Annotated in this window: 9 protein-coding genes; 5 read left to right on the top strand and 4 right to left on the bottom strand. The window is 64.0% G+C overall.

Features of this window, described 5'->3' with window-relative positions; all coding sequences use genetic code 11:
* Window positions 1-166: 166 nt before the first annotated feature.
* Window positions 167-946: a methyl-accepting chemotaxis protein gene (locus tag ACIQUI_RS26590; RefSeq protein ID WP_403203733.1), complete on the bottom strand. Its 780-nt coding sequence runs from the start codon at window positions 944-946 to the stop codon at window positions 167-169.
* A gap of 1424 nt (window positions 947-2370) precedes the next feature.
* On the bottom strand, window positions 2371-3729 hold the full coding sequence (locus ACIQUI_RS26585) for a diguanylate cyclase (RefSeq protein ID WP_403203730.1): 1359 nt from the start codon (window positions 3727-3729) through the stop codon (window positions 2371-2373).
* Window positions 3730-3977: 248 nt separating this feature from the next.
* Here ACIQUI_RS26585 and ACIQUI_RS26580 point away from each other — a divergent pair, with 248 nt between their 5' ends.
* From ACIQUI_RS26580 to speA, 4 genes are all read left to right on the top strand, one after another.
* Window positions 3978-5045, top strand: a complete 1068-nt coding sequence (locus tag ACIQUI_RS26580; protein ID WP_391130898.1) for a DUF2333 family protein — start codon at window positions 3978-3980, stop codon at window positions 5043-5045.
* Between the two features lie 2 nt (window positions 5046-5047).
* Window positions 5048-5584, top strand: a complete 537-nt coding sequence (locus tag ACIQUI_RS26575) for an NUDIX hydrolase (RefSeq protein WP_403203727.1) — start codon at window positions 5048-5050, stop codon at window positions 5582-5584.
* Window positions 5585-5902: 318 nt separating this feature from the next.
* Window positions 5903-6274: a translation initiation factor Sui1 gene (locus ACIQUI_RS26570; RefSeq protein ID WP_391130893.1), complete on the top strand. Its 372-nt coding sequence runs from the start codon at window positions 5903-5905 to the stop codon at window positions 6272-6274.
* A gap of 151 nt (window positions 6275-6425) precedes the next feature.
* Entirely contained in the window at window positions 6426-8339 is a 1914-nt protein-coding gene (gene speA / locus ACIQUI_RS26565) for an arginine decarboxylase (protein WP_403203725.1), read from the top strand.
* A gap of 106 nt (window positions 8340-8445) precedes the next feature.
* Here the strand turns inward: speA and ACIQUI_RS26560 are convergent, their stop codons facing one another.
* Entirely contained in the window at window positions 8446-8901 is a 456-nt protein-coding gene (locus tag ACIQUI_RS26560; RefSeq protein ID WP_403203723.1) for an REP-associated tyrosine transposase, read from the bottom strand.
* A 166-nt stretch (window positions 8902-9067) separates the two neighbouring features.
* Entirely contained in the window at window positions 9068-10405 is a 1338-nt protein-coding gene (locus ACIQUI_RS26555) for an MATE family efflux transporter (protein WP_403203721.1), read from the bottom strand.
* A 279-nt stretch (window positions 10406-10684) separates the two neighbouring features.
* Between ACIQUI_RS26555 and ACIQUI_RS26550 the strand changes: the two genes are divergently transcribed.
* Entirely contained in the window at window positions 10685-15586 is a 4902-nt protein-coding gene (locus tag ACIQUI_RS26550) for an alpha-2-macroglobulin family protein (RefSeq protein ID WP_403203719.1), read from the top strand.
* Window positions 15587-15728: the final 142 nt, after the last annotated feature.

Here is a 15728-nt window from a genome sequence, read left to right as displayed (position 1 = left end):
GGATGCGCCAGTCGAGAAATCCAGTCAGGGCAACAAGGCGGGCAGCCATGGCCTGTCAGGCTTGGCACGTTGCAACAAATGTGGGAGCGGGCTTGTCCCGCGAAGCGCCGCGCGGGCGGCGCTCGATCTTCCAGGCAACAAAGATGTCATGGCGAACATCTGCGGCTCATACCCTGAACGCCCCCACCGCGCGGTTCAGCTCGCCACCCAGGTTCAACAACTGCTCCCCTTGCTCACGCCCCTCGCCAATGCGCAGCAGGTTGTCTTCGCCCAGCTCATGAATCCGCTCGCTGTGGTCGCGGATTTCACTCACCGCGCCACTCTGCTGCGCCGTGACGTCGGCAATCCGCACCGCCGTATCGGAAATGGTGCGAATGGCGCTGACAATCTCGTCCAGCGCCCCATCCGCCGCCTGGGCCTGGCTGGCGGTGGCTTCGGCATGTTCAAGCTGCGCTCGCATTCCGGTCACCGAGCTTCTGGCCGCCTGCTGCAAGCGGTCGATCAGCGCCTGAATCTCGCCAGTAGCCCCCGTGGTGCGTTGCGCCAGCGAACGCACCTCATCGGCCACCACGGCAAACCCCCGGCCCATCTCGCCCGCACGGGCCGCCTCGATTGCGGCGTTGAGCGCCAGCAGGTTGGTCTGCTCGGCAATCGAGCGGATCACTGTCAGCACCCCGCCAATGGTCGCCGACTCTTCCGCCAGTTGTTCGATCATGCGGGCGTTGCCTTGCACTTCGTCAACCAGCTCACGCAAGCCCGACAAGCTTTGGCCGATCACCGCCTGGCCCTGTTCCACCGCACGCCCGGCATCGCGGCTGGCATCGGCGGCGGCGCTGGCATCACCTGCCACTTGCTGGATGGTCGCTTCAAGTTCGCCCAGGGCATCGCGGATCTGCCCGGTATCGCCCGCCTGGCGTTCGGCGCCGTCGTGCAGGGCGGCGCTCATGCCGGCCAGGGCATGGCTGCTGCCGGCCACCTGCTCGGCGTTGTGGCGGATGGTGCCGACCAGTTCCACCAGGTACTGGCGCAGGCGGTTGAGCGACTCCTGGATGTCGTGCAGTTCGCGGTTGGTCTTGCCCAGGTCGATTGGCTGGGCGAAGTCACCCTCGGCCCAGCGCGACAAGGCTGGTGCCAGGCCGGTGAGGGTGCGCGTCAGGCGCCGCTGCAGGGTGTCGATCAACAAGGCGATCAGCAGGATCAAACCAATCATCAAACCCTGGATGATGCGCACTTCGGCGGCAATTTTTGCATGCTGGCCACGTACTTCGGGCTCCAACGCTGCGATGGCTAGCTGCACGGCCTCCAGGCGTTGATTGGTGCTGGCGGCCAGGGCGCCGCGGCGTTCGATCTGTTCGCGGGTGCGCTGCAATTCAGCCGGGTAGCGGCTTAGCAGGCTTTGCAGTTCACGTTTGAGGCCAACCGCGATGTCCTCTTGCTGGGCATTGGCCTGGGTTTCAAGGCCCATCATCGCGGCGAAGTCGTCTGCACCGGACTCGGCGGCGCGGGTTACGCCAAGCAAGGGCAACGCGTCGATGGCCTGGGCCTGGGTGCGGATCAGTTGCAGTTCGCGTTCCACCTCGTCGGCCAGTTCCGGGCGGCCGCTGCTGACCAGCTTGTCCCGGGCCAGCGAAAGGCGGCTCAGGTGCACAGTGGCGTCGAGCAATGGCAACAGGTAACGGTTGGCATCGGCGCTACCGCTGTCGCGGGCGTAGCCAGCCAGTTGCTCGAAGTTGGCCCCCAGCTCCCGCTCGGCCTGCAACAGCAGGGCTTGTGGATCGCCGGCCAGTTTGCCGGCTGCCAGCAGTTCATTGGCGGTAAACGCTTGCAGGCTGTCCAGGCTGGGGCGCAGTTTGTCGGCCAGCTCAACGGGCCAATCGGCCAGGGCGGCCTGCAATTGCTGGTTGCCCTCCATGGCTGTTGCATGGCGAAGTGCGTCACCGCTGCCGAGGTAAGCCTGGATATTGCGTGCTGCCTGGTTCTGGAACTGCTGGGACAGGCCCAGGTAGTGCTCCATCATCTGGTAGGGGCGCTCCAGTGCCCGCTGCGACCACCATAAGGTGGCGCCCAGGGCGAGGCACACGGTCACCAGCAACAGGGTGTTGAAATTGGTCAGCCACTTCAGGCGCATAGCTGCGAACTTCCTGCGCAGGGGAGAGGTAGGCGCCTGAAGTTATTGCGATTTTGTGACCGGGTGATGACGCCGACGGGTTGGCGCCAGAAAAAAGTGGCACAGTGCCTGTATTGGTGAGGAGCTGTGCCGGCCTCTTCGCGGGCTCGCCCGCTCCCACAGGTACAGCGACAACCTGAGGTTTGTGTTATCCCTGTGGGAGCGGGCGAGCCCGCGAAGGGGCCAGCACAGTTAACGCCGTATCAGGGTTCAACACGCACCACGCAATTACGCCCCGCATGCTTGGCCCGGTACAGCGCCTCGTCCGCTGCACTGGCCATGGTCAGCGCATCCAGCCCCTCATCCAGCTGCACCACCCCGGCACTGAAGGTGCACTGCAAATCCCGCGGCTGCGCCGGGTAAAGAATCTCGGCAAAACGCCGGCGAATCTCGTCCAGTACCTTGTGCGCCGCATCCAGTGCCGTGTTGGGCATGACAATGGCGAACTCCTCACCACCATAGCGGCCGATAAAATCGGTCTTGCGCAAGCGTTGCTTGAGGAACAGCGCCAGGCTCTTGATGACCCGGTCGCCCATGGGGTGGCCGTGGCGGTCGTTGATCTTCTTGAAGTGGTCGATGTCGAGCATGGCAAAGCTCAACGGCTGCTGCTCACGGCGGGCGCGGAAGCTGCAGTCTTCCAGCAGTTGCAGGATATGTGTGTGGTTGTACAGCCCGGTCAGGCTGTCGCGTACCATGCGCGCCTTGAGGTGGCGAGCGCGTGCGGCGCGGTTGCGCACGGTGGTGATCAGGTGGCGTGAGCGAAACGGCTTGGTCAGGAAGTCATCCCCGCCTTCGCTCATGGCATCCAGCTGCTTGTCCAGGTCGTCCTCGGCAGACAGGTAGATGATCGGCACGCTCACATAGCGGTCGCTGTGGCGGATGACCTTGGCCAGTTCCGGGCCGGTGCAGGCTGGCATGTACAGGTCGAGGATGATCAGGTCGGGCTGGAAGTCGGCAAGCTCGGCCATGGTGCGGATCGGGTCGGTCAGGCTGCGGGTGAGCATGCCGGCGCTGGCCAGCACACGCTCGGTATGCAGGGCCTGGGTGCGCGAGTCGTCGATGATCAGCACGCGTAGCGGGTCTTGCGCAGTGGCGTTGGTCAGCAGTTCGACCTTTTCCAGCAGGCTGGAAGCCTCCAGGCTGCCGGTGAGGAAGTCCTGGCCACCGGCACGCACGGCGGCCAGGCGGGTTGGGGTGTCGGCATCATGGTGGCTGAAGAACAGCAGCGGAATAGCTTGCGCCAGCCCTAACTGCACCTGAGCGGCCAGCCGCAGGCCTTGGCCGGCACCGGTGAAGTCGACGTCCATGACGATGGCCGAAGGCGGGTATTCGCTGATCGAGGCGCAGAACGCCGCAGCGCTAGGCAGGGCTTGCACCACCAGGCCGAAGAATTCCAGTTGCTGGGCCAGGCGCTGGGCACGCCCGTAGTCCTGCAGCAGGATGTACACCGGTTTACGCAGGGGCGGCAGCAGCACCTGGTCGAGCGGGTCATCCTTGCGCAGGCCGCTACGCGTCGCCTGCTGGGCGGGGCACTGCGGGCTCGGCTCGACTGCTTGGCTCATGTCCTGGCTACTTATAGGTTGGGATATGCAGGGGCAATGATGGCTCTATGCTAGCAGCTCTTTTCACAGGCGTGAGTGCCCTGCATCAACAAAGCGGGCAGAACCAATATTCAGTTACTGACTGAATGGTCGCTTATGCGTACGGTAGTGTCTGCTTTATAGTGCTGCCACGCGGGCTTGCCGTGGCACCCTGGCGCAGGCCTGTGGTCAAAGCCCCTGAACCGTCGTGACTGATTAAGGACAAAGCCATGCTGGACTGGAAAAACCGCGAGGCCAAAGCCGAGCCCCGCGAGCGTGTCGATGGCCGCGGCGCTGCTGCCCGTAGCTACCTTGGCGGCCTGTGGAGCCGCGCCCTGGGGACCCTGATCGGGTTGTACCTGCTGGTGTGCATCGGCCTGGGCTGGTACTGGAGCCAGGAGCCTGCGCTGTTCCCGGTGCAGCAGAATGCCCAGGCTGCCGCTGAGCGCGGTGGCCAGCAGATGGTGGTGGGCTACACCACCATCGAAACCCTCAAGACCGTGGCCGGTACCTTGCTGAACAAGCCAGGCGGCTACATTTCCAACGACCGCTTCCCGCCTGGGCTGTGGATGGACAACATGCCGAGCTGGGAGTACGGCGTGCTGGTGCAGGTGCGCGACCTGTCCCGTGCCCTGCGCAAGGACTTCGCCCGTTCGCAGTCGCAGTCCACCGAAGACGCCGACCTGGCCAAGGCCGAGCCGCGCTTCAACTTCGACAACAAGAGCTGGATCCTGCCATCGAGCGAGTCGGAGTTCGAAGAGGGCATCAAGTCGCTGAGCCGCTACCAGACCCGTCTGGCCGCTGGCGACAAGGGCGCGATCTTCTACACCCGTGCCGACAACCTCAACAACTGGCTGGGTGATGTTGCCACCCGCCTGGGCTCGCTGTCGCAGCGCCTGTCGGCCAGTGTTGGGCGGGTCAAGCTGAACTCCACGCTGAAGACCGAGTCGGTGGTTGCCGGCCAGGCGCCGCAGGTGGATGAAGAGCTGGTGGAAACCCCATGGCTGCAGATCGACAACGTGTTCTACGAAGCCCGTGGCCAGGCCTGGGCGCTGTCGCACCTGCTGCGCGCCATCGAGGTGGACTTTGCCGACGTGCTGGCGAAGAAGAACGCCACGGTCAGCGTGCGCCAGATCATCCGTGAGCTGGAGGCCTCGCAAGAGCCGCTGTGGAGCCCGATGGTGCTCAATGGCAGTGGCTTTGGCATGTGGGCCAACCACTCGCTGGTCATGGCCAACTACATTTCCCGAGCCAACGCTGCGGTCATCGACCTGCGTCAGCTGCTGTCGCAGGGTTGATCATGGCTATCGGCCCAAACGAGGCCGCCCACCGGGCGGCTTCCGACCGCGAACTGGTCAGCTGGGTGGACGAGGCCGACCAGGTGCTGGGGGCATTGCCCCGCGCCGAACTGCGCGAGCGCGGGTTGATCGGGCGTTGTACGTTCATCCTGCTGTTCAACAGCGCCGGTGAGTTGTGTGTGCACCGGCGAACCTTGAGCAAGGCGCTGTACCCGGGGTACTGGGATGTGGCGGCGGGTGGCATGGTCACGGCCGGGGAAGGTTATGCCGAGTCGGCGGCGCGTGAGCTGGCCGAGGAATTGGGCATTGAAGGCGTCGAGTTGCGCTTTCATGAGCGGTTCTACTTTGACCAGCCGGATAACCGCTTGTGGTGTGGGGTGTATTCGGCAGTGTCGGATGCGCCGCTGCGGTTGCAGCCGGAAGAGGTGATTGAGGCTCGGTTCATAGGGCTGGAGCAGGCTGAAAAGGAAAGCCTGACAAAACCCTATTGCCCGGACTCGTTGGCGGCGTTGCAGCGCTATAAAGCTAGCCTGGGATGACGCAGGGGACCGCTTTGCGGTCCTTTCGCGACGCAAGGCCGCTCCCACATTGATCGGTGTATGCAGGACCCTGTGGGAGCGGCCTTGCGTCGCGATAGGGCTGCAAAGCAGCCCCAGTTCCCGGATAGTCGCAAAACATTCGCAAAATGCCGCAATCCGGTACTTAGCAACCGCCCCATTTATCGTTAAACTGCGCGCCCTTTTCGGGCTGTCGCAGGATTTTGCGGCAGTAGCGCCGCCCCTGCCAGAGTGGGGCTTCGCGGTCGGCCTCAACCCCAAGGCACGACCAGTTTTTGTCCTCAGCACAGAGGAACAAAAGTGGCCAAGAAAGCTTCTTCCTTTTCCGCCCTTGGCGGTCTCGTGTACTCCACCGATGCCGGTCGGCACTGCCCCGACTGTGGTCAGCCGGTGGATGCCTGCATCTGCAAGCAGCAAATCATCCCCGAAGGCGACGGCATTGCCCGTGTGCGCCGTGAGAGCAAAGGCCGTGGCGGCAAGACCGTGACCACCGTCAGCGGCGTGCCGCTGCCGCCCGACCAGCTCAAGGACCTGGCGGCCGCCCTCAAGCGCCGTTGTGGCACCGGCGGCGCCCTGAAAGATGGGGTTATCGAGATCCAGGGCGACCATGTCGAGCTGTTGATCGGCGAGCTGACCAAACAGGGTTTCAAGGCGAAAAAGTCCGGCGGCTGAGGCCACCACGCGATTTTTCGCCCAGCGCTTTCTAAACTCGTTCCCGTGGCCAGGGTCTATGCCTGAGCACGGATGAATCGTCATTTTCAGCTTTTACACTCGCTCCGCTGTCCGCGGGGCAGTGTTTTCGACTTATCTATAGGGGACTTCAATGTCCGTACGACGCACACGCAAAGACGATGGTAGCCAATGGACCGTGGCCGACAGCCGCAGTGTTTATGGCATCCGCCATTGGGGCGCTGGTTATTTCGCCATCAATGAAGCCGGGCGCGTCGAAGTGCGCCCAAACGGCCCCGACAGCGCACCGATCGACCTGTTTGAACAGGTGGACGAACTGCGCCAGAGCGGCCTGTCGCTGCCATTGCTGGTCCGCTTCCCCGACATTCTGCAGGACCGCGTACGCCAGCTGACCGGCGCTTTCGACGCCAATATCGCGCGCCTGGAGTACCAGAGCCAGTACACCGCGCTGTACCCGATCAAGGTCAACCAGCAAGAAGCCGTGGTGGAAAACATCATCGCCACGCAAAACGTCTCCATTGGCCTGGAAGCCGGCTCCAAGCCAGAGCTGCTGGCGGTGCTGGCGCTGGCGCCAAAGGGCGGCACCATTGTCTGCAACGGCTACAAGGACCGTGAGTTCATCCGCCTGGCATTGATGGGCCAGAAGCTGGGCCACAACGTGTTCATCGTCATCGAGAAAGAGTCGGAAGTGGCCCTGGTGATCGAAGAGGCCGCCGAACTCAAGGTGAAGCCGCAGGTTGGCCTGCGCGTGCGCCTGTCGTCGTTGGCCTCCAGCAAGTGGGCCGATACCGGTGGCGAGAAGTCCAAGTTCGGCTTGTCCGCTGCCCAGTTGATCTCGGTGGTGCAGCGCTTCCGCGATGCCGGCCTGGATCAGGGCATCCGCCTGCTGCACTTCCACATGGGGTCGCAGATCGCCAACCTGGCTGATTACCAGCATGGTTTCAAGGAAGCCATCCGTTACTACGGCGAGTTGCGTGCACTGGGCCTGCCGGTCGACCACATCGACGTGGGCGGTGGCCTGGGTGTCGACTACGACGGTACCCACTCGCGCAATGCCAGTTCCATCAACTACGACATGGACGACTATGCCGGCGTGGTGGTGGGCATGCTCAAGGAGTTCTGCGACGCGCAGGGCCTGCCGCACCCGCACATTTTCTCCGAAAGCGGCCGCTCGCTGACCGCGCACCACGCCATGCTGGTGATCCAGGTCACCGACGTTGAGAAGCACAACGACGACGTGCCGACCATTGAAAACAAGGAAGCGCTGCCCGAGACCGTGCAGTGGCTGGTCGACCTGCTGGGCCCGACCGACATCGAGATGGTCACCGAGACATACTGGCGCGCCACCCACTACATGGGTGATGTGGCCGCGCAGTATGCCGATGGCAAGATCAGCCTGGGCGAGAAAGCCCTGGCCGAGCAGTGCTACTTTGCCGTGTGCCGCCGCCTGCACAACTCGCTCAAAGCTCGCCAGCGCTCGCACCGCCAGGTGCTGGACGAACTGAACGACAAGCTGGCCGACAAGTACATCTGCAACTTCTCGGTGTTCCAGAGCCTGCCGGACACCTGGGCCATCGGCCAGGTACTGCCGATCATCCCGCTGCACCGCCTGGACGAAGAACCGATGCGTCGTGCGGTACTGCAGGACCTGACCTGCGACTCTGACGGCAAGATCAACCAGTACGTCGACGAGCAGAGCATCGAGACCAGCATGCCGGTGCATGCGGTGAAGGAAGGCGAGGATTACCTGTTGGGCGTGTTCCTGGTTGGTGCCTATCAGGAAATCCTTGGCGACATGCACAACCTGTTCGGTGACACCGACTCGGTGAACATCTACCAGAACGCCGATGGCAGCGTGTACCACGCCGGTATCGAAACCCACGACACCATCGAAGACATGCTGCGCTACGTGCACCTGTCGCCGGAGGAGTTGATGACCCACTACCGCGACAAGGTGGCCAGCGCCAAGATCACCGCGCGCGAGCGCACCCAGTATCTGGACGCATTGCGGCTTGGGTTGACCCGGTCTTCGTACTTGTCGTCGTGATCGCCGGGGCCGCCCCTACAGGTAATCGCGTACTATCTGCCATACGCGATCCCTTGTAGGAGCGGCCTTGTGTCGCGATCTGAGGGCGCAGCCCTCACCTTCGTTCTCACACCCACACACAATCCCAATGGGGATACTCACCAGCCCGCCGCACCAGGCCAGCCCGAATGGGGTTGGCGATGATATAGCGGGCAGCAACCCTGACATCCTCGTCCTTGCGCAACGCCCGGTCATAAAAACCAGGCTGCCAGATGTGCTCACGCTCGGCACCTTTACGGTAAAGCGCACAGCTGCTTCGTGACTTGAAGGCGCACATGAGTCTGTCCAGGCTCGTTGGCCCCAGTTCGATCAACCAATGCAGGTGGTCTGGCATCAGAACCCAAGCCAATGAGCGGCAACTGCCTTCCTGATCACTCAGACGCATTTGATGGATGGCCGCGCGTGCAAACCAGAGGTTCTGGAACAGAGGCAGGCGCTGGCGGGTAATGGTGGTTAGCAGGTAGAGCCTGCCTGGCTCTGAATAGCGCCCTTGGCGCAAGCGGTGATTGCCTTGACGATCCATGTCGACTTCCTTTGAACATTACATTCGCAGGATAGGTGTCGTGACCTGAGGTGGCGTGGGCTGATCATTACCGGGTATGACGCGGTGAGGGCTTCGCCCTCATTTCGCGACACAAGGCCGCTCCTACAGGGGGTCGCGATGCCAGATCCACCCGCGGTACCCGGCATTACCGAATCCATGCACCGCTCTGCTGCAACCGCCACCCCACCCACCCCAATGTCACCGCCCGCAAGCCCATGAACCCCAGGAAGGCCAACCACAACCCATGGTTGCCCAACCCGCTCATGGCCACCGCCACCGGCAGCGCAATCAACACCGAAAGCAGCATCGCATTGCGCATCTCTCGTGCCCGCGTCGCACCAATGAACAACCCGTCCAGCAAGTAACTCCACACTGCAATCAACGGTAGCAACGCCAGATACGGCAAGTACGGATAAGCCGCCGCCCGCACACTGTCGATGTCGGTCTGCAAGTCGATGAACAAGTGCCCACCCAGCAGGAACAACCCGGCGAATCCCACGCTGGTGATCAGCGACCAGCCACAGGCCACCACCAGCGAACGGCGCAGGGTATCTCGGTCTCGGGCGCCGATGGCGTGGCCGCACAAGGCCTCTACGGCATGCGCCAGGCCATCCAACGCATAGGCGGTCAGCAGCAGGCCATTGAGCAGCAGGGCGTTGGCCGCCACGGTGGCTTCGCCCAGGCGCGCGCCTTGCACGGTGATCAGCAGAAACACCAGTTGCAGCGCCAGGCTGCGCAGGAAGATGTCGCGGTTGACCGACAGCAGCGGGCGCCAGGCCTGCCAGCGCTTGAGCGCTGCCCACACGATCTGCCCTGGGTAAGCCCGCAGCGCCGGGCGGGTCAGGGCCAGGCCGAGCAGGGCGGCACTCCATTCGGCGATTACCGACGCCCGCGCCGAACCGAGCACGCCCCAGTCCAGGCCCAGCACGAACCACAGGTTCAAGGCGATGTTCAGCAAGTTGGTGGTCAGCAGGATCGCCAGCGGCGCCCGGGCGTTCTGTGTGCCAAGGAACCACCCCACCAGGGCATAGCTGGCCAACGCCGCCGGGAGGCCGAGCAGGCGGGTATGGAAGAATTCTTCGGTGGATTGCTGCAGGGCGGCGCTAGGTTGCATCGCATGCAGTGCAAGCTGGCTGAACGGCAGGGCCAGCAGGCCGATCAGCAGGGCAAAACCGACCGCCAGCAGCAGCCCTTGCACCAGCACCTGGCGTAACGCTGCGCCGTCGCCGCGACCGGCAGCCTGGGCGGCAAAGCCGGTGGAGCCCATGCGCAGGAAGCCCATCAGGCCGACCATGAAGGTGAATAGTGTGGCGCCCACGGCCACAGCGCCCAGTTGGTGGGCGTGGGGGAGGTGGCCGATGACGGTGCTGTCCACCAGCGCCACCAGGGGAACGGAGATGTTGGACAGGATCATCGGCGCGGCCAGCGCCCAGACCTTGTGGTGGGTGGGGCGATGACGCCAGTCGGCAGAGAGTTGGGGCATTTGCATTCCATGAGACTTGGGGCCGCTATGCGGCCCTTCGCGGGCTTGCCCGCTCCCACAGGAAAGTGTTGCTCTTGCGGCCGGCGCCAAACCTGTGGGAGCGGGCAGGCCCGCGAAGGGGCGCACAGCGGCCCCCTTTAACGAATGCCACAGTGTAACGGCCAGGCAACCAATTCGCGCGACCATGGTCTCACTTGCCGCGCAACGCCCGGGTGCTGCACCTGACGTTGAGCTATAGTTGCTGCCCTCAAGTACCCGCTGCCAAAGAGTTCCTACTCCATGTTCAACAAAGGATTGTTGCTGGCCTGCGCGCTGGCCTTGCTCAGTGCCTGTGACTCTTCCACGCCGGAAAAACCGGTGCCGGCCGAGAAACCTGTTGCCACCGCGGCCGCTGAAGCCCCTGCGCCCAAGCGCGAAGACCCGGCCGTGCTTGCCAAGCGCTACGAGGGCCGCGAGCTTACGGTGCTGGACGTTTCGGAAGTGCAACTCGACGGCGCAGCCACGCTGTCGATCAGCTTCTCTGCACCGCTGGATGCCAAGCAGGATTTCGCCACCAAGGTGCACCTGGTCGATACCGTCAAAGGCAAGCTCGACGGCGCCTGGGAGCTCTCCGACAACCAGATGGAGCTGCGCCTGCGCCACCTGGAGCCGCAGCGCAAGCTGGTGCTTACCGTCGACAAAGGCCTGCTGGCGGTCAACGGCAAGCAGCTCGACAGCGAGTCGATCACCCGCCTGGAAACCCGCGACATGCAGCCGACCATCGGCTTCGCCAGCCGCGGTTCGCTGCTGCCCACCCGCCTGGCCGAAGGCCTGCCGGTGATTGCCCTGAACGTCGACAAGGTCGATGTCGAGTTCTTCCGGGTGAAGCCGGAAATGCTCTCGACCTTCCTGGCCAGCTGGGGACGCAACAGCAGCCTGTACTACTACCAGTCCAAGGAAACCCTGGACATGGCCGAACTGGTCTACAGCGGCCGCTTCGACCTCAACCCCGCCCGCAACACGCGCGAGACCGTGTTGCTGCCCATTGCTGGCATCAAGCCACTGCAGGACCCTGGTGTGTACCTGGCCGTGATGCGTGCCTCGGGCACCTACGATTACTCGCAGCCAGCGACCCTGTTCACCCTCAGTGACATTGGCGTGTCGGCGCACCGTTACCGCGACCGCCTCGACGTGTTCGCCCAAGCCCTGGAAGGCGGCAAGGCGATGAATGGCGTCAACCTGGAAATCCATGACGAGAAGGGCAAGTTGCTGGCCCAGGCCACCACCGACGGCAAAGGCCACGCCCAACTGCCGATCACGCCCAAGGCCGATACCCTGATCGCCACCCAAGGTGTGCACACCACCCTGCTGCGCTTGAACACCGCTGCGCTCGACCTCGCGGAGTTCGACATCACCGGGCCCCAGGCCAACCCGCTGCAATTCTTCATCTTCGGCCCGCGCGACCTGTATCGCCCGGGCGAAACCGTGCTGCTCAACGGCCTGCTGCGCGACCAGGACGGCAAACCCGTCAAAGCCCAGCCGGTGAGCGTGGAAGTGCGCCGCCCGGATGAGCAGGTAAGCCGCAAGTTCGTCTGGGAAGCCGATAGCAATGGCCTGTACCAGTACCAATTGCAGCTGGCCACCGAAGCCCCGACCGGCCGTTGGCAACTGCTGCTCGACTTGGGCGGCGGGCGCAAACAGGTTTATGAATTCCTCGTCGAAGACTTCCTGCCCGAGCGCCTGGCGCTGGAGTTGAAGGGCAGCAGCACGCCGCTGTCACCCGATGAGGATGCGCGCATTCAGGTCAATGGCCGTTACCTGTATGGCGCCCCGGCTGCCGGTAATCGCCTGAGTGGCCAGGCCTATGTGCGCCCCCTGCGCGAGGCGGTGCCTGCGCTACCCGGCTACCAATTTGGCTCGGTTACCGAAACCGAACTGAACCAGGACCTGGAGCTGGACGAAGTCACCCTCGACCAGGCCGGTAAGGCCGTGGTCGATATCGAAAGCCGCTGGGCCGAAGCCCGCTCCCCGCTGCAACTGACCGTGCAGGCCAGCTTGCAGGAGTCTGGCGGCCGGCCGATCACCCGCCGCCTGGAACAGCCGATCTGGCCTGCCGAACGCTTGCCGGGCCTGCGTGGCCTGTTCGATGGTGAGGAAACCGACAGTGACGGGCCGGTGGAATTCGAGTTTTTGGTGGCCGACCGTGATGGCAACAAGCTGGCGGCCAACGATCTCAAGGTGCGATTGATCCGTGAGCGCCGCGACTACTACTGGAACTACTCGCAAAGCGACGGGTGGAGCTACGCCTACAACGAGAAGTTCCTCACCCAGAGCGAAGAGACGGTCAGCGTCAAGGCGGGTTCCACCGCCAAACTGAGCTTCCAGGTGGAGTGGGGCCCGTACCGCGTCGAGGTAGAGGACCCGCAGACTGGCCTGGTGTCCAGTGAACGCTTCTGGGCCGGCTACCGCGCCCAGGACAACGCCGAAGGCGGCGCCGTGCGCCCGGACCAGGTCAAGCTGGCACTGGACAAACCGTCCTACGCCGACGGCGCTACCGCCAAGGTCACCGTCACTGCGCCTGCTGCAGGTAGCGGCTACTTGATGGTTGAGTCCAGCGATGGCCCGCTGTGGTGGCAGGAAATCGACGTGCCTGCCGAAGGCAAGACGTTTGATGTGCAACTGGATAAAGCCTGGGCCCGCCACGACCTGTACATCAGCGCGCTGGTGATTCGCCCGGGTGAGCGCAAGGCCAACGCCACGCCCAAGCGTTCGGTCGGCGTACTGCACCTGCCGCTGGACCGTGCTGAGCGCAAGCTGGCGGTGAGCCTGCAGGCACCGGACAAGATGCGCCCGAAACAGCCGCTGACCGTGAAGGTGAAGGCCGCCAATGCCGATGGCAGCGTGCCCAGGCAAGTGCATGTGCTGTTGTCGGCAGTTGACGTGGGCATCCTCAACATCACCGATTTCAAAACCCCCGACCCGTTCGCCAGCCTGTTCGGTCGCAAGGCCTATGGCGCCGACCAACTGGACATCTATGGCCAACTGATCGAAGCCGGGCAGGGCCGCCTGGCCAGCCTGGCGTTTGGTGGTGACGCGGCCATGGCCAAGGGGGGCAAGCGCCCCAATACCACGGTGACCATCGTCGCCCAGCAGAGCCTGCCGGTAACCCTGGACGACAAGGGTGAGGGCGAAGCTACGGTCGATATCCCGGACTTCAACGGCGAGCTGCGGCTGATGGCCCAGGCCTGGACCGAAGAACACTTCGGCATGGCCGAAGGCAAGACCGTGGTTGCCGCACCGCTGATTGCCGAACTGTCGGCGCCGCGCTTCCTGGCCGGCGGCGACCGCACCAGCCTGGCGCTGGACCTGGCCAACCTGTCGGGCCGCGCTCAGCAACTGAACGTTGAAGTCACCACCGATGGGCAATTGAGCGTCGCGGCCAGTGCCGTGCAGAACGTAGCCCTGGCCGAAGGCCAGCGCTCGACGCTGATGATCCCGGTGCAGGCCCAGGGCGGCTTGGGGCAAGGCAAGGTGCATGTGCGGGTCACGGGCCTGCAACTGCCAGACGAGCCGACCACCGCGTTCGAGCGGGAGTGGACGTTGGGTGTGCGCCCTGCCTACCCGGCGATGCTCAAGCACTACCGCGTGGCCCTGAAAGACCAGCCATGGACACTGCCCGAAGCAGACCTGGCGGCCTTCGAGCCTGCGGGGCTGGAAGCCAGCCTGGCGTTGTCGAGCCGGCCACCGCTGAACCTGGCCGAGCAGATTCGCGCCCTGCAAGCCTACCCCTACGGTTGCCTTGAGCAGACCACCAGCGGTTTGTACCCCTCGCTGTACGCCGATGCCGACAGCCTCAAGCGCCTGGGTATCAAGGGTGAACCGGCAGACGTGCGCAAGCGCAAGATAGAAATGGGCATCGAGCACCTGCTGGGCATGCAGCGCTACAACGGCAGCTTTGGCCTGTGGAGCTCGGACAGCGAAGAAGAGTACTGGCTGACCGCCTATGTCACCGACTTCCTGCAGCGTGCCCGAGACCAGGGTTATGGCGTACCGGCCGAAGCGCTGAAGAAGGCCAGCGAGCGCCTGCTGCGCTACCTGCAGGAGCGCAACCTGATCGAAGTGGATTACAGCGAAAACGCCGACCACACCCGCTTTGCCGTGCAGGCCTACGCGGCGCTGGTGCTGTCGCGCAGCCAGCAGGCGCCATTGGGTGCCTTGCGTGGGCTGTTCGAGCGCCGCGCCGATGCTCGCTCTGGCCTGCCGTTGGTGCAACTGGCGGTGGCGCTGGACAAGATGGGCGACAAGCCGCGTGCCGAACAGGCCTTGCAGGCCGGCCTGGGCATCAGCCGTGGCAAAGGCTGGATGGCTGACTACGGCAGCGCCCTGCGTGACCAGGCGCTGATCCTGGCACTGTTGCAGGAAAGCAACCTGGCCAGCAGCCAGGTCGACCAGCGTCTGTTCGCCTTGTCGGACGAACTGGCAGCCAACCGCTGGCTGTCGACCCAGGAGCGCAACGCGCTGTTCCTTGCCGGCCGTGGGCTGCTGGGCAAGCCGGAAGGCAAGTGGCAGGCACGCCTGGACAGTGCAGGCGAGGTGCGCGAGTTCAACAATGCCGAGGCCGGCATGAAGCTGGAAGGGCCGCTACTGGCCTCGCCGCTGAGTGTGCAGAACGAAGGCAGCGACACGCTGTACCAGCAGCTGACCTTGTCCGGTTACCCTCGCCAGGCACCTGCTGCCGGCGGCAACGGTATGCAGATTCGCCGAGAGTACCTGGGCATGAATGGCCAGCCGCTGGACCTGCACAACCTGCGCAGTGGCGACCTGGTGCTGGTGCACCTGGCGCTCAAGGCCGAAGACCGTGTGCCGGATGCGCTGGTGGTGGACTTGCTGCCGGCAGGCCTGGAGCTGGAAAACCAGAACCTGGCGCAGAGTGCTGCCAGCCTGGACAACGCCAGCAGTGCGGTGAAGGAGTGGCGCGAATCGATGCAGAACGCCAGCGTGGTGCATCAGGAATACCGTGATGACCGTTATGTTGCCGCGCTCAAGCTCGACGGCTACGGCACCACGCATTTGTTGTACCTGGCACGGGCAGTGACCCCGGGCACCTACCGCGTGCCGCCGCCGCAGGTTGAGTCGATGTACCGGCCGAACCTGCAGGCCGTGGGGGATGGGCAAGGGGAGATGACCGTAAAAGCCCGCTAAAGCGCCGCGGTCTGATGTAGGAGCGGCCTTGTGTCGCGATCGGGCCGCGCAGCGGCCCCAGCAATTCAAGCGGCGCAGCTGAAAATCTGGGGCCGCTTTGCGGCCCGATCGCGACACAAGGCCGCTCCTACACCCGACCGCG

Origin of the sequence: Pseudomonas sp. NPDC090592, assembly GCF_044769185.1 — a bacterium.
Lineage (GTDB): Bacteria > Pseudomonadota > Gammaproteobacteria > Pseudomonadales > Pseudomonadaceae > Aquipseudomonas.
Note: the sequence above shows the minus strand (reverse complement) of the source record. Positions and strands in the feature narration are given on the sequence as shown.